This is a genomic window from Blautia marasmi (assembly GCF_900258535.1).
Classification (GTDB): Bacteria; Bacillota; Clostridia; order Lachnospirales; family Lachnospiraceae; genus Blautia; species Blautia hominis.
The window spans coordinates 4,043,835-4,062,824 of record NZ_OIWX01000001.1; the positions used below are offsets into that span (position 1 = coordinate 4,043,835).

Sequence of the window (18,990 nt, forward strand, 5' to 3'; positions counted from 1 at the left end):
TTCATAAATGCTTACATATAAAGAAATTGAGAGAGAGGATCTGCCGTCTCTTGCAGCCATGTATGTGGAGACGTTTAATGCTCCGCCGTGGAACGATGCCTGGACAGAGGAGACTGCGGGAAAGAGACTGGGGCAGATGGCGGAGGCCAAAACTTTTTACGGGATTTGTGCCTTTGAGGAGGAAGTTCTCTGCGGCATGGTCTTAGGATTTTCCGAACAGTTTTACGATGGCGTTTTGTTTGAGATAAAAGAGTTTTGTGTGAAAAATGCCAGCCGTGGAAACGGACTCGGTTCTGCTATCTACCATGAATTTGAGCGAAGACTGCAGGAAAAAGGCATTTACAAGATTCAGCTCATGACACTTCGGGGAAATGCCACAGAGCATTTTTATGAAAAGAATGGATTTGAGACAGATAAAGATTTGATCTTTATGAAAAAATGCGCTAAATAGAAGCAGAATGAGGGCAAGTATGGAAGGAAAGGTTCCGGAAAGTATAAAAAAACAGATAGAGAACAAGGAATACAGCAGGGATACCATCGGCAGGTCAGGCTCCCAGATACTTTGTTTTTCAGACATGGTTCTGAAGGCAGAGAGAGACAGGCAGGAATCCGGAAATGAGCATGAAATCCTGAGCTGGCTGCAGGGTAGACTTCCGGTACCAAAGATCATCTGTGCAGAGAAAATGGGGGATACAAGATTTTTGCTGATGACCAAAATAAAGGGTGCCATGCTCTGTGATACACAGTATTTGAAAAATCCCAGGCTTTTGGTCCATCTGCTTGCGGAGGGGCTGAAAATGCTGCGGCAGGTGGATATCAGCGGATGTCCGGCCATGCGGAATCTGGACTTTAAATTACAGCAGGCTTCTGTCAATGTGGCAGAGGGGCTGGAATTGGAAACAGGAACAGAGCCAGATTTATACGGAACAGAAGAGTTTCACAGCCCGGAAGAACTTCTTTTATGGCTGAGAGAACATAAGCCCAGGGAGGAGATGGTTTTTTCCCATGGAGACTACTGTCTGCCCAATATTTTTGCTGAAAATAAGGGGATCAGTGGTTTTATAGACCTGGGAAGAGCCGGCATTGCGGATTTTTGGCAGGATATTGCACTGTGTGTCAGAAGCCTGCAATACAATATAGGAAAAAATGAAGGGTGCGTAAAGCAGTTGTTTGAGGAACTGGAAATCGCTCCGGACTGGGAGAAGATCAGATATTATATATTGTTGGATGAACTGTTTTAAGCTTATATAATTTTAAGAGGAGGCGGAATCCATGCAGCATAAAGGAACAGAAGTGTTGGAGACGGACAGATTACTTCTGCGCCGTTTTACCATTCATGATGCAGCGGCAATGTTTCACAACTGGGCAAAGGATGAACAGGTGACAAAGTACCTTATGTGGCCTGCCCACAAGAGCCAGGAAGTTTCCAGGGAGGTTTTGGAAGACTGGATATTTCACTATGGAGAGAAAGATTTTTATCAGTGGGCCATCACGGTAAAGGAAAATGGGGAGGAACCGGTGGGCGGCATTTCCGTTGTATCCAAAGATGATTCTATAAAAATGGTCCACATTGGCTACTGTATTGGAAGAGACTGGTGGCACAAAGGCGTGACCTCTGAGGCACTCAAAGAGGTGATTCGCTATTTTATGGAGGAAGTACAGGTGAATCGTGTGGAATCCCGCCATGACCCACGTAATGTCAATTCCGGAAAAGTGATGCAGAAGTGCGGAATGAAATACGAAGGCACCAGAAGGCAGGCCGACTTGAATAATCAGGGGATCTGCGACGCATCAGGATATGCCATTCTGGCAGAAGATTACTTTTCATGACTGCCGCCCGCATGTGTAAGGCGGAAGCCCTGCGGCGTTTTTTGGTAATGGCTGCGGAAGGTTTTGATAAAACTTGCACAGCTTGCATAGCCCACAGCCTGCCCAATTTCCCTGACACTTAAGTTGGTGGCTGTGAGCAGGGCGGCAGCTTTAGCCATGCGGCATTCTTTCAGATAACAGCCGATCGTCATGTGAAAACACATGGAAAAACCGGCTTTCAATTTCTGCTCATTAAGAAAAACCTGTTTGCCAAGCTGCGCAATCGTGGGGGCATTGGCCAGGTTTTCCGTGAGTATCTGTTTTGCCTGCTGAATTGCCAGCAGGTCAAATTCATCAAAGGTTATCTTTTTCTTTCCCAAATACACAGCAGGCATCGTTTCCAGGGGGTGGAGCGCACCCTGTTCCATGGATTCTGTTATCATCCCCATGCACTGAAAAAGACTGCCTTCCAGCATGAGAGGCGTCAGGCTGTCCTTTTGTATCATGCGAAATAACTGGTGCAGCGTTGTGACAACTGCAGGAGGTAATGAATGGTACGTGCAGTTTTTGGAGAGACTGTCCAGTACAGAAGTATGAGGGTCAATGGTGTTCAGTTGTTTCAGGAAGGCGGGATGTAAAGCAAATTCAATTCCCCGGCATTTCTGTCCTGCATTCCAGAACTGCCGGCCCTTCATATTCTCCTCGCGTACCAGAAAAGACGCAGGGGAGGAGGTATGTGCGGCAATCCCTTGGATTTCAAAACGGGTTTTCCCATAGTAGAAACTGCCGAAACGAAGCAGGGTTTCCCGGCATTCAAATTTAAGAGAGAAAGGGGCTGCAGCCGTATAGTCTGCGGCTGCCAGTGAATACAGACCGGGCCTTTCGTATAAAACAAAAGTGCCGTTTTCAGGGCGGTTTTTGTTGGTAAACCGGGTGCAGTGGTTTTCTTTGATAGGATGGAATTCCAGATTCTGCAGAATGACGTCTTGAAATTCGCGATGGCTGTGTATACTCATTTTGCTCCTCCTTTTTCTTATTATGTCTCGGTTTTACAGGTTTACCACAGAAATATCTGTTTGCTTATGCGGTGACGGAAATATTCCCATCAGGTGCAATTAAGAAAAAATGTTGCCTTAAATAGTATAGTATGCTAGAATAACTGCTGTCAATTAGCTATAACTAACTAAAGAATAAAACGTAATAGAGAAAGGGTAGACATTATGATGAATTTGACAAGAAAACTGGCGCCGGCTTTTGCGGTGCTGGCTGCCGTGAGCCTGTTAGCAGGATGCTCTGCACAGGGAAAAGATAAGGTGGATACAGAAAATGAAAGTACCTCCCAGAATGCGAAAAGCCCTGAGAATCAATCATCCACATCGGCTGCCAAAGAAGGAATGCGCATTGTTGAGACGGATAAAGGAGAGGTTGAAATACCGGAAGATCCCCGGACGATAGTCTCTGACTATTATCTGGGCGAATTTTTGGCTGTGGACGTGAAACCTGCCATAGCGTCTCCTTACTCCCTGTCCAATCCGTTTTTGTCTGATAAAGTGGACGGGATCAAGGAGATGGACATTACCAGTGCGGAGACTTCCCTGGAAATGATAGCAGCCCAGGAACCGGATCTGATCGTGACGATCACGGAGGCAGATTATGAGAAATATTCACAGATCGCTCCCACGGTATATATTCAGGACGGAAAGCGCAGTGATGAGGATGTATTCCGCTATATTGCAGACCTGGTAGGAAAAAGGCAGGAGGCCGAGGCTTACATTGCCGATTTCAACCGGCGTGCCATGAACGTTAAGGATGAGATCCGGGGGATTGTGGGGGACAGGACAGTTTCTATTGTGGAAGTATGGCCCCAGCAGATTTACACCATGGGCAGTCATTTTGCAAGGGGCGGTTCCATTCTCTATGACATGTGGGAGCTGAAAGCACCGGAGGCAGTGCAGACCCATATGGTGGATGGTGATACCCAGTATCAGGTGGTTTCCCTGGAAGCGCTGCCCGAATATACCGGTGATTTTATTTTCTATGGCGTGCTGGCAGATACGGACAGCTCTTTTGTGGAAGAGTCACAGCTTTGGAACAGCCTGGATGCTGTAAAAGAAGGAAGGGTGCTGCCCTATGAACAGGTTTCTTTCATGCACAGAGACCCCATCACCTACAGCGCACAGCTTGATATCTTTATTGATTTTTTCAGAGGATTTGAGGGAAAATAATGGGCATAGATGCAAAAAAGAAGACAGCATGGTTTTTGACAGCAGGAGCTGCGGCAGTTTTACTGGCCGCAGTCCTTTCCGTATTGTACGGTAGTACCGGTATACCTTTTGGACAGGTGGTGCGGGCTGTGATAAAACCGGATCTTACAGACCAGCAGCATCTGGTCATACGGGAATTGAGAGTACCCAGGACCGTGGGCTGTATTTTGGTGGGAGCAGCATTTTCCGCAGCGGGAGCCATGATGCAGGGGGTGACCGGAAATCCGCTTGCTGATTCCGGACTGCTGGGCATCAATGCGGGAGCCTCATTTGCTTTGGCTCTCTGCCTTGCTTTTCTTCCGGGGCTGAATTTTTCAGGTGTTGTGTTTTTCTCATTTCTGGGAGCGGCAGCCGCTATGCTGGTTGTATATGGACTCATGAGCCTGAAACGGCGCAGGCTGGATCCTGTGAGACTCGTACTTGCGGGAAGTGCTGTGAGTATTTTTCTCTCGTCTCTGAGCCAGGCAGTGGCGATTTTGTGTAAGATCGGATATAATCTCACTTTCTGGACCGCAGGCGGTGTGGCGGGAATACGTGCAAAACAGCTTGTTTTTGCCGGGCCGGTGATCCTTTTAGGCCTTGCCGCCGCAGTATTTCTTTCCGGGCGGGTTTCCCTGCTGAGTCTGGGGGAGGAGGCGGCAAGAGGGCTTGGTCTTGCCGTGGAAGGCTCCCGCACAGCCTGTCTTTCGGTAGTGCTGGTGCTTGCGGGAGGCGCTGTGGCTCTTGCCGGACCGGTGGCTTTTGTGGGGCTGATGGTGCCTCACGTTGTACGGTATTTTACAGGTGCTGATTACAGATCGGTCATCCCTTGTTCCATGGTGGCAGGGGCTTTCTTCATGCTGGCAGCAGATATTATTTCCAGGATCATCAATGCACCGGGGGAGGTTCCTATCGGATTGGTTTTTGCTGTGATCGGCGTGCCGTTCTTTATCTTTACGGCCCGGAAGGAGGAGAGGACTTTTGAGTGAGAGAAGACGCAAGATCCGTACGGGTACGGTATTTACCCTGTTGATTTTACTGCTGCTTACCGGTATCTGGCTGGAGATAAATGCAGGATACCGGAAAATAAGCCTGGAAGAAATGTGGGAGATCTTTGGGGGCGGCGGTGGGAAAAGTGTCCGCTATACACTTCTTAACTTACGGCTTCCGAGGGTCTTCACCAGCCTGTTGGTGGGCGTAGGTCTGGCTGTCTCCGGCTGTGTGATCCAGGGGGTATCCAAAAACGAAATGGCGGAGCCGGGGATTCTGGGGATCAATGCAGGCGCCGGGCTTTTTGTGGCAGCATTTTTTGTATTTGTTCCCCAAAGCTCCGTCAGCCTGACGATCCTGCTTCCCATACTGGCCTTCGCGGGTTCCATGGCAGCTGCCGCAGTGGATTACAGGCTTGCCCTTACAAAACAAGGCATTTCCCCGCGCAGACTGCTGCTGATGGGCGTGGCGGTCTCCACGGCTGTGTCCAGTGTGACCACCATATTGATGCTCCGGCTGCCGGACAGTGATCATGCATTTGTACAGAACTGGCTGTCGGGCAGTATCTGGGGAGCTAACTGGCCAAATGTGCGGCTGCTTTTTTTCTGCCTTTTTATTCTGGGAGCATTTATCTTTTATAAAAGCCGTACCCTGAATGTGCTGTCTCTAGGGTACCAGACAGCTACAGGCTTGGGGGCGGAGGTGTCCGGGCAGTCGGTGTTCCTTCTCGGTGCCGCCATTGCCATGTCCAGCCTTTGCTGTGCAGTAGGCGGAGGCCTGAGTTTTGTAGGGCTGGTCTGCCCCCATCTGGCCCGACGCCTGGTGGGGCCAAATTACAGGATCCTGGTTCCGGCCACCGTGCTGACAGGTGCTGTGCTGATGACATACGCAGACATGATATCCCGGACGCTGCTGTCCCCCAATGAGATTCCGGTGGGGATCGTGGCAGCGGTGATCGGAGCACCGTATTTTCTATATTTACTGATCAAAACGTAAAGGAGATTTCTATATGGATGCTGTACTTACAGGAAAAAGCATTTCCGTTGCATACCATCAAAACACGGTCATCCCGGCAATGGATGTGCAGATTCCCAGGGGCCGCATTACCTCTGTTATCGGTCCGAACGGCTGTGGAAAATCCACTCTTTTAAAAGCCCTCTCCCGTATGACGCCCATTCGGGAAGGCCATGTGCTTCTGGACGGCAGGGAGATTGCCCACATGTCCACAGTGGAGGTGGCACGGAATATGGCCATTCTGCCTCAAGCGCCCCAGGCGCCAGGAGGGCTTACGGTAAAAGAACTGGTGTCCTACGGCAGATATCCCCATCAAAAGGGATTTGGGCGTCTGAAAAAGGAGGACCATGAGGCAGTCAGATGGGCGCTGTCCATTACCAACACGGATGAACTGGCTGACCGGGACATGGACGCACTGTCCGGAGGGCAGCGGCAGAGGGCCTGGATCGCCATGGCCCTGGCCCAGGACACCCCTTTGATCCTTCTGGATGAGCCTACCACATATCTGGATATGGCACATCAGCTTGAAATACTGGAATTGTTGGAGGACTTGAATAAAAGGCAGGGGAAGACCATTGCCATGGTCATCCATGACCTGAACCTGGCCGCCAGGTTTTCAGACTGGATGATCGCCATGCGCTCCGGCAAAATACTGTATGAGGGGACGCCAAAAGAGATCATGACAAATAAAACCCTGGCAGATGTATTTTCCCTGGATGCCTGCATCAGCCAGGACCCATGGACAGGGAAGCCGGTTTGTGTGACTTACAGGATGAAGAAAAGAGAAAACTGAATATAATGTCAACACTGTGTATGAAATAAAAAACTTGCAATTCTCCTGATATTCCATAGAATAAAATATGTATGAAACTATAGATTCTAACCATTTTATGTGTGGATAGATGGGATAGCAGCAGCGTGTGTCTGAATCATTTTCGGACACGCACCAGCGCGATTGAGAACAGGAGATCTTAAAATGAGAAGTGTAGAAACCCCGGTAAAAAAAATCAGGCGTGAAGTATTTACAGAAATCTGCAAGGTTGCTTTTGAATCCACAAAGGACAATTTTAATGGTGAAATAGAAGCGATACCGTACCATATTGTAAAGGAGCGGGCTTCTTACAGGGAGAGTATTTACAGAGAAAGAGCAGTTGCCAGCGAGCGGGTACGTTTGGCTATGGGTATGTCTCTGCGCCCTGAAAATGAAGCCGTTCATATCACGGCAGGAATGGAAAACAGTAATATTGATGAGAAATATTATGAGCCGCCTCTTATACAGGTGATCCCGTCTGCCTGCGATGCCTGTGAACCGAATAAGTACCAGGTCAGTAATATGTGCAGAGGGTGTGTGGCTCATCCCTGTAAGCAGGTATGTCCCAAGAATGCCATATCAATAGTCAGTGGCAAATCTGTGATCGACCAGGAAAAATGTATCAAATGCGGAAAATGCAAAGCCATCTGCCCTTATGATGCTATATCCAAAATGGAACGCCCCTGTGCCAGGGCCTGCGGTGTAAAAGCCATCGGCAGTGACAATCTGGGAAGAGCTGCCATTGACCCGGAAAAATGCGTGTCCTGCGGAATGTGTATGGTGAGCTGCCCGTTTGGGGCTATTTCAGACAAATCCCAGATATTCCAGCTTTCCAGGGCACTGCGGGAAGGGAAAGAGATCATTGCTGAGGTGGCACCTGCATTTGTAGGACAGTTTGGAAAGGATGTAACCACGGCAAAATTTAAGGCAGCACTGATAAAGCTTGGGTTTAAGGAAGTATACGAGGTTGCGCTGGGAGCGGATATAGGGGCGATTGCGGAAGCCCATCACTACGCGGAAAAAGTGAGCACCGGGGAACTGCCGTTTCTGCTCACGTCCTGCTGTCCTTCATGGTCTATGCTGGCTAAGAAACAATTTCCGGATTTGATTGACAGTGTGTCCCAGGAGCTTACGCCTATGGTCGCATCTGCCAGAAGCATTAAGCAGAAATACCCGGATTCCAGTGTGGTCTTCATAGGTCCCTGTGCGGCGAAAAAACTGGAGGCATCCAGAACGGATGTCCGCAGTGATGTGGACTTTGTTATTACTTTTGAGGAACTGCAGGGGATGTTTGATGCCAAAGGGATCGTGCCATCCGAAATGGAGGAGCAGGGAAGCCTTCATAATGCCACTGCGGCAGGAAGAGGGTATGCGGTTGCCGGTGGTGTGGCGCAGGCCATTGAGGAATGTCTGCAGGAATATCATCCGGAAATTCCGGTACATATTGAACATGCGGAAGGGCTGGCAGAGTGTAAAAAGGTGCTTACCCTTGCGAAGGCCGGGAAGATGAACGGGTGCCTGATAGAAGGTATGGGGTGTCCGGGCGGATGTATGGCTGGGGCAGGGACAAATGTGCCGCTGAAAGAGGCTGCCGTGGAATTGAAGAAATATAAGGCGGGGTCTAGTAAAAAGCTTCCGGCGGCGGAACTTATAGAGATTGAATTGGATTAAAGATGGTAAAAGGCGCGTATCTTGTGGAGGTATGCGTCTTTTTGGCTTTTGGGGGGGGGATTGACTTGGAAGCGGACGGAAGAGAATGGGGGAGGATGGGAGGCGGGCCATGCCTGTGCGTGAAGCGTTCCGCTGCCACGGAGCTAACCTGCTCCCATTTACTAAATTCATCGGCAGAGGCCTCTTCATTAAGTAACTGGGGCAGGTGGATCTCCCTGGCGCTCCACTGAGACATCACGCACAGGCATGGCCCGCCTCCCATCCTCCCCCATTCCCTTCCTGGTTTTCATTGTCTCGTGGGGGATTGGCTGCTGAATGTTGATGTGGGCGGGGCAGCCTTGACGAGTAAAAATAAATTTTAAAAAACCTCCCACTTTACGTGGGATTGCGAGATAATAAAACTGACCAGAGAATTATTTCTTCGCAACCGCATAAAGAAAGGAGGTTTTTATCATGAAAACAAGAGCAAAGATCACCAGAAAAGATACGCGGGAACACCTGGCCCAGTTTCATCTGGCATGTGAACTGGTAAAAGTGATCCATCACTATTTCCCCGGACTCCTGTCCCTGTTAAAGAGACTGGAGGATCCTCGCGACCACAGATATATCACTTACGAGAGCCATGTCTTACTGATGACACGCATCCTCTCTTCTATATTTTATATCAGCAGCATGAGAAAAACAAGCCAGGAATTTAATTCGGATACCGTGATCCAAAATATTGGATATCTGTGTGGAAAACCAGAACTCTCGGAACTCCCCTACTGGGAGACGATAAATGACTATCTTAAGAGATTGGATCCCAGCCAGCTGCAGGGTGTAGTCTGTGGTCTGGTACGCCATTTGATACGGAGCCGTGTGTTTGAAGGCTCCCGTATAAGGGGAAGATACTGGCAGGTGATCGTGGATGGAACCCAGCTAGAGAGCAGCCTAAGGAAGCTGGACCCTAAGAGTCTGTACCGTACTCATAGAAAAGGCACCCCGGAGGAATACCGGGAATACTACTACTATGTATTGGAAGCAAAACTCGTGCTCCGGGAAGATATCCTTGTGAGCATCATGACAGAGTTTGTAGAAAACGAAGGCCTTGAGGCTGAAAAACAGGACTGTGAGCGGAAAGCCTGCCGGCGGCTGCTGAAAAAGCTGCATGAGGAATTCCCGCGCCTGCCAGTATGCCTGAGCGCAGACAGTCTTTATGCCTGTGAAACATTTTTTAAGGAGTGCCGCGGATATGGTTACCATTACATTCTGCGCTTTAAAGAAGGGAGTATTCCTTATGTTGCAAAGGAATTTGGGACGCTGCGAAACAGGGAAGGGAACCTGAGGAAAGAGGAAACGGAAGATAGGAGCGTCTGGACCGACTATGTGAACGGGATAGATCATGAGGGCCATCTGGTAAACCTGTTGGAATATGGAGAAGAAAAGAAAAACGGGGAGGGGAAAGAAAAGCGTTTCTTGTTCCTCACCGATTTGCCGGTAACGAAAAAGAACGTGAGGGCAACGGCAGAAGCCGGCAGATGGAGATGGAAAATAGAAAATGAGGGATTCAATACCCAGAAGAACTACGGATACTGTCTGGAACATATGTACAGCAGGCTGTACCAGGGAATGAAAAATCATTACTATCTGATCCAGATTGGCCATATGATAGCGCAGGTCATGGAGGCATGGGAAAGCCTGTGGAAAAAAGTGAAGCAGAGCCGGGAGCAGAAGCACCGCAGGATACTGGAATCATGGAAGCAGGATAAGTTAAAGGAATATACGCAGGAAATAGAAAGAGGTTTGCAGATACGTTTTGGATAAGAGTGCAGAACGAAGGGAGGTGAGTCCGGAACCGGTAGAACAACAGGATCGTAACGGAAAATCCCAGGGAGCTTGTGTGCTTTTATAGAACCGAAAAGGAGAACAGGCATGAAAATGCAGAATGAAACTGGGATCATTCCATTAAAAATATATTTACTCGTCAGAGCTGGTGGGCGGGGGGATTTCGTTGTAATCAGGAATGGAATCCTGTATAATCTAGTTTAACTCAAAGTAAATGATTGTACGGTTATTTACTGGGAATTATACTCGGTAATGAGATGATTTATCTGAAGGTTTGGCAGGTAGGGATGAGAGGAGAATGAGGAATGGATGTTCGGAAACCGCAGCAGTCTAATTATGATAAGCTCAGTGAAACCTGGAGGGGTAAATTTTTGGAGATGGACCAGGAGGCATTGCGAAAGAAACTGCCGGAGATCAAAGTGGAGGGAGAATATCTGACGGTTGTACACTTTGGGAGAAAGTATGGGATCCATAGAGAAGAGGGATTTATAAAGGCTATGGAGGACAGCGGCCCGATCAGTAATGGGACAAGGATGAATATTTATAACCTGTTTTGGTATTCTAAGGAGAATGCGGGACTTACGGGGCGGTGGGTGCCTTTCAGGGATGTGAGGAATGCCGGGCCTTTTGCACCGGCTTTTGAAAGGAATATCTTGAGGCCTTTTGCTTTGACTTTTGCAGGGATGACGAAAGAGCTTAGGTCGGCAGCGGAAAAAATGGGGGGAAAGCCGGTGCGGCAGGGGGATGCGGGATATATTATAAATGCATTTTCTTGTATCCCTATGCAGTATTTGTTTTGGGATGGCGATGAGGAGTTTCCGGCACAGGGAAATATTCTTTTTGATCATAGTGTGACGGATTTTATCCACGTGGAGTCTACGGTGACGCTGGCTGAGGAGGGGATCATAAGGCTGGCCGAGCTGGCCGGTGTGGAGTTAAAGGGAAATATGTTTGGCATGTAGGAATGCAGCAGGAATAAGGAGTGGCGGTAGGAAAGAGAATGCTTAATATGACACACTGCTGTCATGTTTTGATTGGTATATTATTGATCAGGAGGGAATGTGGGACAGTTTGCAGATAGAGGAATGGATTTTAAGAAACGGATGGAATCCGAGGCATACCATTTTCTGAGGGAAGATAAGAGGCTGGGGAACCGGATCATTTTATTGGGGCTGGGCGGGAGTTATGCTTATGGGACGTATCACGAGAGCAGTGATGTGGATTTTAGGGGGATCACATTGAACCTGCCTTCTGACCTTTTGGGGCTGTCTTCTTTTGAACAGTTTGAGGACAGGGAGACGGACACGGTGATCTATGCTTTTAATAAGATGGTGAGGCTGTTGTTAGACTGTAATCCAAATACCTGTGAGATCTTGGGGCTGGATGAGGAGCAGTATCTGATCAAGACGGAGCTGGGACAGGAACTTCTGGATAACAGGGGACTGTTTTTGTCAAAGCGGGCAGTGAGATCATTTGGGGGATACGCGGGGGCACAGTTGAGAAGGCTGCAAAATGCCTCGGCCAGGGATTCGCTTCCGCAGACAGAAAGAGAGAAGCATATCCTGAATTCGGTCAGAAATGCTCTGGAGGATTTTGAACGACGGTACAGCAGTTTTGACAGGGGCAGTATACATTTGTATATAGACAAAGCAGAAAATCAGGATTTGGAGACAGAGATTTTCGTGGATGCGCAGTATAAGCATCTGCCCCTTCGTGATTATGAAAATATGTGGTCAGCCATGCATAATGTGGTTAAGGATTACGATAAGGTCGGAAAGCGTAACCGGAAGAAGGATGATGATCATTTGAACAAACATGCCATGCACTTAATACGGCTGTTTATGATGGCAATTGATATCCTGGAAAAAGGGGAAATACGCACCAACCGGAAGGACGACCTGGAGTTACTTATGAAAATAAGAAACGGCGGGTTCCAAAAAGAGGATAGAACATTCTCCGGAGAATTTTATGATCTGCTTGCAGATTATGAGGGGCGGATGGAGAAGGCGTCCAGAGAAAGCTGTCTGCCGGATAACCCGGATATGGAAAAGGTGGAGGCGTTTGTGGAGCGTGTGAACCGGATCGCACTGGATATGTGACGATAGTCCGGAAGTGATGACCGTGTCAGTGACTGGCAGATCAGAGATTGAAAAAATGCTCCTGAGAGGGAGTTTTTGGAGGAGGATCCATGCAGATAGAGACAGAACGATTAATACTCAGACCGTTTCAGCCGGAAGACGGGGAGGGGCTTTACGAATATCTTTCGGATGCGGAAGTAGTGCGGTATGAACCATACATCTCCATGAGTCCGGAAGAGGCCAGGGAGGAAGCAGGCAGAAGAGCAAAAAACAATGACTTTTGGGCAGTCTGTAAAAAAGGCGGGCAGCTTATCGGCAATCTGTATTTCAGTAAGAGAGATTTTAACACCTGGGAGCTTGGCTATGTATTTAACCGCAAATACTGGGGAAAGGGCTATGCCAGTGAGAGTGTACAGGCATTGCTGGATGTGGCATTCAGAGAATGGGATGTCAGACGTGTTGTAGCCATGTGTGACCCGAAAAACACCGCATCCTGGCGGCTGATGGAGCGCCTTGGTATGCGAAGAGAAGGGGAACTGAAGCAGAATGTGTATTTTTTCTGCAATGAAGAGGGTGATCCAATCTGGAAAGATACCTATGAGTATGGCCTGCTCAGGGAGGAGTGGATATAGAGATGGATAAAAAGACATATGAAAAACTGGAAAAATATATGAGATCCTGCATGCAGGACAGCGCACACGATGTGGAACATATTTACCGTGTGCTGTATGTTGCTCTGGATATAGCAGAATATGAGAAAGATGTGGATTATGATGCTCTGATCTGTGCCTGCCTCCTGCACGATATCGGCAGAAAAGCACAGATTGAGAACAAGAAGATCTCCCATGCAAAAGCAGGCGCGGAGATGGCTGTGAGTTATTTGAGTGGCCAGGGGTATGACAGGGAATATGTTTCTAAAGTAGAACACTGTATTTTGGCACACTCCTTCCGGAAAAGCGGGGGAATACTCCCGGAGAGTATAGAGGCGGAAATATTATTCGATGCGGATAAGATTGACGTGACGGGTGCTTTGGGGGCTGCGCGGACGCTTCAATACGGAGGCCAGGTGTCTGAGCCTATATATACACGCCTGCCCGACGGACGGATCGCGGACGGAGAGGAAGAGACCGAGGATTCCTTTTTCCATGAATATAAACAGAAACTCATAAAGATTTATGATATGCTTTATACGAAAAGAGGCCGGGAGATTGCCATGGAGCGAAAAGCGGCGGCAGTGGCTTTTTATGAGAGCCTCTGCAGGGAAGTGGATAGTGCGTTCCGGAAAGGGGCAGCAAGATTGGACGTAACGATCCAATAGGTCTGCGCATTCACTGCGAAGACCGCAGGAAAGCATTTTGCAGCCAAGTAAAGTTCCCATCGCCAAAGGCGGTTCTGCATGGATCTTTGCCTGTAACTGTAAGGGTACAGATTAGTTACGATTGGACGAGAAAGTAAGTTGACGGAGGAAGAGAAATGAAATTAAAAAATCCCATGCTGATAGTTCAGGATATGGAAAAGTCAAAAGCGTTTTACAGAGAGGTACTGGGACTGCGTACGGTCACTGATCTGGGGGCAAATGCCGTACTGACCGGAGGACTGTCCCTGCAGACAGAGGAGAGCTGGCTGGAATTCATTGGTTGTGAGAAGGGGGATATCACTTACGGCGGGAAGAACAGTGAGGTCTATTTTGAGGAGGAGGATTTCGACCGTTTCGTCTCCAAACTGGAGAAAAGAACAGATGTAAAGCTTGTACATCCGGTGTATGAGCATAGCTGGGGACAGCGGGTGGTACGGTTTTATGATCCGGATGGTCATGTGCTTGAAGTGGGCGAGAGTCTGAAACTTGTGTGCAGACGTTTTCTGGACAGCGGCATGGGTGTGGAGGAAACGGCTGAGAGAATGGGTGTGCCGGAACGGCTTGTAAGGAACTGTATGAGATAAGCCCCTTGCAGGCAGCTTATAATAGGAGGAAAGATGGAACTTAAAATTATTGACCAGGATTTTTCTGTATGTAAGATAAAGGAATTTTCACCGGAGCTTTTGAAAGACGGATTCTGCTTTGTAGGGAGAACGGATGAGGAATTGTCGCTGGTATGTGCAGCAAAACAGGTACCGGAAGATGCGCTGGAACGTGATGACGGCTGGAAAGCGTTCCGGATCCAGGGCGTTCTGGATTTTTCTTTGATAGGGATCTTGTCTGCGATCTCTGCTGTATTAGCAAAGAACAAGATCGGGATTTTTGCTGTGTCCACTTATAACACGGATTACATTCTCACAAAAGAAGAGAATTTTCCAAAGGCTGTAGAGTGTCTGAAACAGGCCGGCTACCGGTTCGCCGCATCGTAGGAGGCAGAGTAAAATATGCACGAGGTAAATGCAAAATCCATCCTGTCCGCCCAAAATGGCATGAATCTGTACCGAGGCTGCAGCCACGGCTGTATTTACTGTGATTCCAGGAGTACCTGTTATGGGATGAAACATGATTTTGAAGATATAGAAGTCAAGATAAATGCCCCTCAGTTACTGGAAGCCGCGCTGAGAAGCAAGCGGAAGAAATGTATGATAGGCACAGGGGCTATGAGCGACCCTTATCTGCCTTTGGAAAACAAGCTTGGCCTTACCAGAAAATGCCTGGAGCTTATAGAGTATTATGGGTTTGGAGCAGCGCTGCAGACAAAATCTGATCTGGTCCTGCGGGATTTGGATTTGCTGAAAAAGATCAATGAAAAGACAAAGTGCGTTGTGCAGATGACCCTGACAACCGCGGATGAGGAACTGTGCCGTATTTTGGAACCTCATGTATGTACTACAAAAAGGAGGGCCGAGGTGCTTAATATCCTCCGGGAAGAAGGGATTCCCACAGTTGTGTGGTTCTCCCCTGTTCTGCCGTTTATCAACGATACGGAAGAAAATGTGAGAGGGATCATGGACTATGCAGTCAGAGCGAAAACATATGGTGTACTGAACTTTGGCATGGGAGTCACGCTGCGGGACGGGGACAGGCAGTATTTTTACGAAAAACTGGAACAGCATTTTCCGGGCCTTCGCAGAAAATATATTGAGAATTACGGAAATGCTTATGAGGCTGGCAGCCCCAATGAGAAAAAACTTATGTCCGTTTTTTATGAGATCTGCAGAAGGAATGGCCTGGAGAGCAGTGTGGACAGGATTTTTTCTTATCTGCACAAGTTTGAGGAAAAACATAGTGCCAGGCAGATGAACCTTTTTGATTTTATGCCCATGTAAGACAACAAACCCGCAGGCAACGGGGGTGTTGATCCTCGCGGCAGTCCCCAAATGTACATACAAGTATGCCCGCCTGGCTCGTTGCCCGCGTGAATAAAATCTCAGGGAAAGTGAAAACTGCTCTGGGATTTTAATATTTGCAATCCCGGGGCATGTAGGGTATACTGTATTGAAAGAATTCGGCACTGCCTTTCAAAGGACAGAAAGTGGATTCGGACAATAACATAACAGAGGTGATACCACAAATGGACAAGTTTCAGACGAGCAGCCTTGTATTATTGCTTGTATTTTATGGCATCTATTTCGGCAAAATGCTGGGTCAGAAAAAGAAAGGGATCAGGACGAACCAGATCGCAAAGGGGGAAAAGGCGGAGGAACTCATGTACATAGAGTTCATCATGAAAATAGCCACGATCGGCGTACCTGTTTATGAGTTGGTATCTATCTTATGGGGAATCAATCAGGCATCTGAGAACATGCGGATTGCTGGACTGATCATCGCCACAGCTGGGGTGATGGTCTTTGGGATTTCTGTCTATACCATGCGTGACAGCTGGCGTGCCGGCATTCCGGAGCGCGACAGGACGAAAATGGTATCTGACGGCATCTATTCCATCAGCCGAAATCCGGCGTTTTGCGGATTTGACCTGACTTATATCGGAATTTTACTTATGTTTTTTAATATTCCGCTTCTTGTATTTACCGGTTTTGCAATTCTTATGCTGCATCTGCAGATCCTGCAGGAGGAAAAATACCTGGAACATGCGTTTGGCATAGAATACAAGGAGTACAGAAGACGAGTTTTCCGCTATCTGGGCAGAAACTGCCGGGCAGGGCGGTAACCAGAGAAAAATGTGTTGGGGGTTTCCTGATAAGATAAAAAGGGTTAGGTAACCATATGAAATATGAAATCAGAGAATTTACTTCCGGTGATATAGAGGATGTAATGAAAATCTGGCTGGAAGCCAACTGTCAGGCACACAGCTTTATTCCCTCTTCTTATTGGGAGGGCAATTACGAATATGTCAGGCAGGAACTTCCGGGGGCAGAGATCCTTGTCTGTAAGGCGGAGCATAAGACACGAGGCTTTATAGGGATACAGGATCATTATATTGCCGGACTTTTTGTACGGACAGAAGATCAGGGACGGGGTATCGGTACAGCGCTTTTAAAAGAGGCCTGCAGACGTTACCGTGATCTGTCCCTCAGAGTATATGCAAAAAATGTAAATGCCGTCCGCTTTTATAAAAAATCCGGTTTTGCCATACAAAGTTCAGAGACAGATTCGGCAACCGGAGAAATAGAATACATTATGAGATACACAGAATACAGGAAACTGGATTTGAACAGATATCCGGGCAGGATGTAAGACGGCTGGAGGAATTGTCATATTTGGCGTCCTCCATTGTAAAGGAAGTCTTCGACCCCATGATCGGAGCCGCACAGAATGACTATATGATACGGTTATTTCAGACCGTTCCTGCTATAATAGAGCAGCTTAATAACGGATATACCTATTATATAGTAAAGGATGCGTCAGGGGATGTGGGGTTTTTGGCCTTTTATCCCAGGGAAGGAATGCTGTATCTGAGTAAATTTTATCTGACAAGCAGCACAAGAGGCAGAGGGTATGCAAGTCTTATGTTTGATTTTGTGAGAGAAAAGGCATTGGAGATGGGATTTCAGTCTATATTTTTGAATGTGAATAAAAATAATCCTGTAGTTGAAATTTACAGGCATATGGGATTTCAGTGTTACTGTACACAGGCCACTGTACCGGGAGGCGTTTTCATGCCGAAAGCATGAAAATCCCGAGGCAGCCAGCGCGATATGGGGCAGAATGCTCCATATCTGTGCATCGCGAAGCGTGTTACTGGACACGGAGTGTACAGTAACATTTCAGTTACTGAGAGAAGAAAAAAATGATATCGGCAATGGATTTTATATGGATGATCATGTATTATGGTATAAGATCGTAACAGTTTAGACAGGTCTGCGCATTTACTGCGCTGACCGTATGAAAAAGTAGTGCCAGCAGGCATCCAGCTCATCGCGAAGCGATTTTTAATGGCTGGATGTGTAACAGTTCAGCTTGTCTGAACTGTTACATAAGATCTGAGCGGCAGAGGAGAGGGTTTTATGTTGGAAGTAAAATTCTACAGGCAGGCCGAGGACCATCTTTTGAAATTTGCCGTGATCCTGGCAATGGCGGGAGAAAAAATGGTTCTGGTCAGGCACAGGGAACGGGATACCTATGAGATTCCCGGGGGCCACAGGGAGGCCGGGGAGAGTATTGAGGAAACAGCGGCAAGAGAATTGCAAGAGGAGACGGGGGCAATGGCATTTACACTGAAGCCTGTATCCGTCTATTCCGTTATCGGCAAAAACCGGGTCAATGATACCGGGGAGGAGACTTACGGAATGCTTTTTTATGCGGAGATCACTTCCTTTGGCAGAATGGAAAGTGAAATAGAAAAAATTGAGTTTTTTGACCAGCTGCCGGAGGCTTTGACTTATCCGGAGATACAGCCAATACTGGTGGATAGAGTAATGAAAGAAAAGGAGGAGCATGTATTATGAGATACAAACTGGAAGGCACTGTTATGCCGGCGGTGGAAATGCTGCTGAACAGAGGGGAAAGTATCTATACACAGACCGGGGGAATGTGCTGGATGAGTGACGGTATCAGCATGAGCACCAATGCGAGAGGCGGCCTTATGCGGGGCTTAGGCCGTATGTTTTCCGGGGAATCTTTTTTTATGACAAGCTATCAGGCCGAAATGGATGGGGCTATGATCGCGTTTTCCTCCACGGTTCCCGGGGAGATCGTTCCGGTTGACTTAAGGGCGTACAGAGGCTTTTACTGCCAGAAGGGGTCTTTCCTCTGTGCGGAAAGTGCAGTGGAGACTAAAGTGGCATTTACAAAAAAAGTATCTTCCGGTTTCTTTGGGGGTGAGGGGTTCATCCTTCAGGAAATGCAGGGCAATGGCATGGTCTTTCTGGAAGTGGACGGCAATAAAGTGGAGAAAGAACTTCTGCCGGGTGAAGTGATCAAAGTGGATACCGGAAATGTGGTGGCCTTTGAGGGCAGCGTGCAGTATGAAATTGAGATGGTAAAAGGCGGTATGAATATTTTTCTGGGCGGTGAGGGCCTGTTCCTCACAAAACTTACCGGACCGGGAAAAGTAATTCTGCAGACCCAGAACTTCGGGGAATTCTGCGGCAGGATCCGCCAGTACATACCATCCCATGACTGATTTCCTGTAAGTGAGATGCGGCTGCGGGTCTGACCGGGAAGACAGCC

General features: G+C 48.0%; 22 protein-coding genes. 21 read left to right on the forward strand and 1 reads right to left on the reverse strand.

Translation table 11 applies throughout. The annotated features are described in order from the left end of the window. Positions 1–7: 7 nt before the first annotated feature. From C6P39_RS17530 to C6P39_RS17540, 3 genes are read left to right on the forward strand one after another with little or no spacing between them, the layout of a single operon-like run. Positions 8–451, forward strand: coding sequence for a GNAT family N-acetyltransferase (locus C6P39_RS17530; RefSeq protein WP_104804648.1), 444 nt, complete (start codon positions 8–10; stop codon positions 449–451). A gap of 19 nt (positions 452–470) precedes the next feature. Further along, a complete protein-coding gene (locus C6P39_RS17535) occupies positions 471–1,241 on the forward strand; it encodes an APH(3') family aminoglycoside O-phosphotransferase (RefSeq protein WP_158661608.1) in 771 nt (256 codons plus the stop codon). 31 nt (positions 1,242–1,272) lie between these two features. Beyond that, a complete protein-coding gene (locus tag C6P39_RS17540; RefSeq protein WP_104804650.1) occupies positions 1,273–1,830 on the forward strand; it encodes a GNAT family N-acetyltransferase in 558 nt (185 codons plus the stop codon). Here the strand turns inward: C6P39_RS17540 and C6P39_RS17545 are convergent. Then, positions 1,818–2,825 (reverse strand): helix-turn-helix domain-containing protein, encoded by a 1,008-nt coding sequence (locus C6P39_RS17545; RefSeq protein WP_104804651.1) that lies wholly within the window; start codon positions 2,823–2,825, stop codon positions 1,818–1,820. The two genes, C6P39_RS17540 and C6P39_RS17545, sit on opposite strands and share 13 nt — an antisense overlap. A 204-nt stretch (positions 2,826–3,029) precedes the next feature. Here C6P39_RS17545 and C6P39_RS17550 point away from each other — a divergent pair, with 204 nt between their 5' ends. The 18 genes from C6P39_RS17550 (at position 3,030) to C6P39_RS17640 (ending at position 18,943) form a co-directional block, all read left to right on the forward strand. Then, complete coding sequence (locus C6P39_RS17550) at positions 3,030–4,034, forward strand: ABC transporter substrate-binding protein (RefSeq protein WP_104804652.1); 1,005 nt, start codon at positions 3,030–3,032, stop codon at positions 4,032–4,034. Continuing rightward, positions 4,034–5,041: a FecCD family ABC transporter permease gene (locus C6P39_RS17555; protein ID WP_095171132.1), complete on the forward strand. Its 1,008-nt coding sequence runs from the start codon at positions 4,034–4,036 to the stop codon at positions 5,039–5,041. Before C6P39_RS17550 ends, C6P39_RS17555 begins: the two co-directional genes overlap by 1 nt. Then, on the forward strand, positions 5,034–6,038 hold the full coding sequence (locus C6P39_RS17560) for a FecCD family ABC transporter permease (RefSeq protein WP_104804653.1): 1,005 nt from the start codon (positions 5,034–5,036) through the stop codon (positions 6,036–6,038). The genes C6P39_RS17555 and C6P39_RS17560 overlap by 8 nt, the downstream gene beginning before the upstream one ends. Positions 6,039–6,051: 13 nt before the next feature. Continuing rightward, positions 6,052–6,849, forward strand: coding sequence for an ABC transporter ATP-binding protein (locus C6P39_RS17565; RefSeq protein WP_095171129.1), 798 nt, complete (start codon positions 6,052–6,054; stop codon positions 6,847–6,849). A 183-nt stretch (positions 6,850–7,032) separates the two neighbouring features. Beyond that, the gene (locus tag C6P39_RS17570; RefSeq protein ID WP_104804654.1) at positions 7,033–8,538 is read left to right on the forward strand and encodes a 4Fe-4S dicluster domain-containing protein; all 1,506 of its coding nucleotides are present in this window, start codon (positions 7,033–7,035) and stop codon (positions 8,536–8,538) included. A 453-nt stretch (positions 8,539–8,991) separates the two neighbouring features. Then, positions 8,992–10,341, forward strand: coding sequence for a transposase (locus C6P39_RS17580; RefSeq protein ID WP_242987072.1), 1,350 nt, complete (start codon positions 8,992–8,994; stop codon positions 10,339–10,341). Positions 10,342–10,667: 326 nt separating this feature from the next. Then, on the forward strand, positions 10,668–11,324 hold the full coding sequence (locus tag C6P39_RS17585) for a DUF3786 domain-containing protein (protein WP_104804656.1): 657 nt from the start codon (positions 10,668–10,670) through the stop codon (positions 11,322–11,324). Positions 11,325–11,447: 123 nt separating this feature from the next. Beyond that, a complete protein-coding gene (locus C6P39_RS17590) occupies positions 11,448–12,461 on the forward strand; it encodes a nucleotidyltransferase domain-containing protein (RefSeq protein WP_095172340.1) in 1,014 nt (337 codons plus the stop codon). 89 nt (positions 12,462–12,550) lie between these two features. Further along, entirely contained in the window at positions 12,551–13,072 is a 522-nt protein-coding gene (locus C6P39_RS17595) for a GNAT family N-acetyltransferase (RefSeq protein WP_104804657.1), read from the forward strand. A 2-nt stretch (positions 13,073–13,074) separates the two neighbouring features. Beyond that, a complete protein-coding gene (locus C6P39_RS17600) occupies positions 13,075–13,758 on the forward strand; it encodes an HD domain-containing protein (RefSeq protein ID WP_104804658.1) in 684 nt (227 codons plus the stop codon). A 155-nt stretch (positions 13,759–13,913) separates the two neighbouring features. Then, positions 13,914–14,381 (forward strand): VOC family protein, encoded by a 468-nt coding sequence (locus C6P39_RS17605; RefSeq protein ID WP_104804659.1) that lies wholly within the window; start codon positions 13,914–13,916, stop codon positions 14,379–14,381. Positions 14,382–14,414: 33 nt separating this feature from the next. Continuing rightward, positions 14,415–14,786: an ACT domain-containing protein gene (locus tag C6P39_RS17610; protein WP_104804660.1), complete on the forward strand. Its 372-nt coding sequence runs from the start codon at positions 14,415–14,417 to the stop codon at positions 14,784–14,786. A 15-nt stretch (positions 14,787–14,801) separates the two neighbouring features. Next, the gene (locus C6P39_RS17615) at positions 14,802–15,686 is read left to right on the forward strand and encodes an SPL family radical SAM protein (RefSeq protein ID WP_104804661.1); all 885 of its coding nucleotides are present in this window, start codon (positions 14,802–14,804) and stop codon (positions 15,684–15,686) included. A 245-nt stretch (positions 15,687–15,931) separates the two neighbouring features. Beyond that, the gene (locus tag C6P39_RS17620) at positions 15,932–16,528 is read left to right on the forward strand and encodes a methyltransferase family protein (protein ID WP_104804662.1); all 597 of its coding nucleotides are present in this window, start codon (positions 15,932–15,934) and stop codon (positions 16,526–16,528) included. A 56-nt stretch (positions 16,529–16,584) separates the two neighbouring features. Further along, the gene (locus C6P39_RS17625) at positions 16,585–17,055 is read left to right on the forward strand and encodes a GNAT family N-acetyltransferase (RefSeq protein WP_104804663.1); all 471 of its coding nucleotides are present in this window, start codon (positions 16,585–16,587) and stop codon (positions 17,053–17,055) included. Positions 17,056–17,069: 14 nt separating this feature from the next. Beyond that, on the forward strand, positions 17,070–17,492 hold the full coding sequence (locus tag C6P39_RS17630) for a GNAT family N-acetyltransferase (protein WP_158661609.1): 423 nt from the start codon (positions 17,070–17,072) through the stop codon (positions 17,490–17,492). Positions 17,493–17,825: 333 nt separating this feature from the next. Then, positions 17,826–18,266, forward strand: a complete 441-nt coding sequence (locus tag C6P39_RS17635; RefSeq protein WP_104804665.1) for an NUDIX hydrolase — start codon at positions 17,826–17,828, stop codon at positions 18,264–18,266. After that, the gene (locus tag C6P39_RS17640) at positions 18,263–18,943 is read left to right on the forward strand and encodes a TIGR00266 family protein (RefSeq protein WP_104804666.1); all 681 of its coding nucleotides are present in this window, start codon (positions 18,263–18,265) and stop codon (positions 18,941–18,943) included. The genes C6P39_RS17635 and C6P39_RS17640 overlap by 4 nt, the downstream gene beginning before the upstream one ends. Positions 18,944–18,990 lie beyond the last annotated feature (47 nt).

Coding starts and splice junctions, on each gene's coding strand:
- C6P39_RS17530 (WP_104804648.1), top strand. CDS start 8: ATGCTTACATATAAAGAAATTGAGAGAGAGGATCTGCCGTCTCTTGCA.
- C6P39_RS17535 (WP_158661608.1), top strand. CDS start 471: ATGGAAGGAAAGGTTCCGGAAAGTATAAAAAAACAGATAGAGAACAAG.
- C6P39_RS17540 (WP_104804650.1), top strand. CDS start 1,273: ATGCAGCATAAAGGAACAGAAGTGTTGGAGACGGACAGATTACTTCTG.
- C6P39_RS17545 (WP_104804651.1), bottom strand. CDS start 2,825: ATGAGTATACACAGCCATCGCGAATTTCAAGACGTCATTCTGCAGAAT.
- C6P39_RS17550 (WP_104804652.1), top strand. CDS start 3,030: ATGATGAATTTGACAAGAAAACTGGCGCCGGCTTTTGCGGTGCTGGCT.
- C6P39_RS17555 (WP_095171132.1), top strand. CDS start 4,034: ATGGGCATAGATGCAAAAAAGAAGACAGCATGGTTTTTGACAGCAGGA.
- C6P39_RS17565 (WP_095171129.1), top strand. CDS start 6,052: ATGGATGCTGTACTTACAGGAAAAAGCATTTCCGTTGCATACCATCAA.
- C6P39_RS17570 (WP_104804654.1), top strand. CDS start 7,033: ATGAGAAGTGTAGAAACCCCGGTAAAAAAAATCAGGCGTGAAGTATTT.
- C6P39_RS17580 (WP_242987072.1), top strand. CDS start 8,992: ATGAAAACAAGAGCAAAGATCACCAGAAAAGATACGCGGGAACACCTG.
- C6P39_RS17585 (WP_104804656.1), top strand. CDS start 10,668: ATGGATGTTCGGAAACCGCAGCAGTCTAATTATGATAAGCTCAGTGAA.
- C6P39_RS17590 (WP_095172340.1), top strand. CDS start 11,448: ATGGATTTTAAGAAACGGATGGAATCCGAGGCATACCATTTTCTGAGG.
- C6P39_RS17595 (WP_104804657.1), top strand. CDS start 12,551: ATGCAGATAGAGACAGAACGATTAATACTCAGACCGTTTCAGCCGGAA.
- C6P39_RS17600 (WP_104804658.1), top strand. CDS start 13,075: ATGGATAAAAAGACATATGAAAAACTGGAAAAATATATGAGATCCTGC.
- C6P39_RS17605 (WP_104804659.1), top strand. CDS start 13,914: ATGAAATTAAAAAATCCCATGCTGATAGTTCAGGATATGGAAAAGTCA.
- C6P39_RS17610 (WP_104804660.1), top strand. CDS start 14,415: ATGGAACTTAAAATTATTGACCAGGATTTTTCTGTATGTAAGATAAAG.
- C6P39_RS17615 (WP_104804661.1), top strand. CDS start 14,802: ATGCACGAGGTAAATGCAAAATCCATCCTGTCCGCCCAAAATGGCATG.
- C6P39_RS17620 (WP_104804662.1), top strand. CDS start 15,932: ATGGACAAGTTTCAGACGAGCAGCCTTGTATTATTGCTTGTATTTTAT.
- C6P39_RS17625 (WP_104804663.1), top strand. CDS start 16,585: ATGAAATATGAAATCAGAGAATTTACTTCCGGTGATATAGAGGATGTA.
- C6P39_RS17635 (WP_104804665.1), top strand. CDS start 17,826: ATGTTGGAAGTAAAATTCTACAGGCAGGCCGAGGACCATCTTTTGAAA.
- C6P39_RS17640 (WP_104804666.1), top strand. CDS start 18,263: ATGAGATACAAACTGGAAGGCACTGTTATGCCGGCGGTGGAAATGCTG.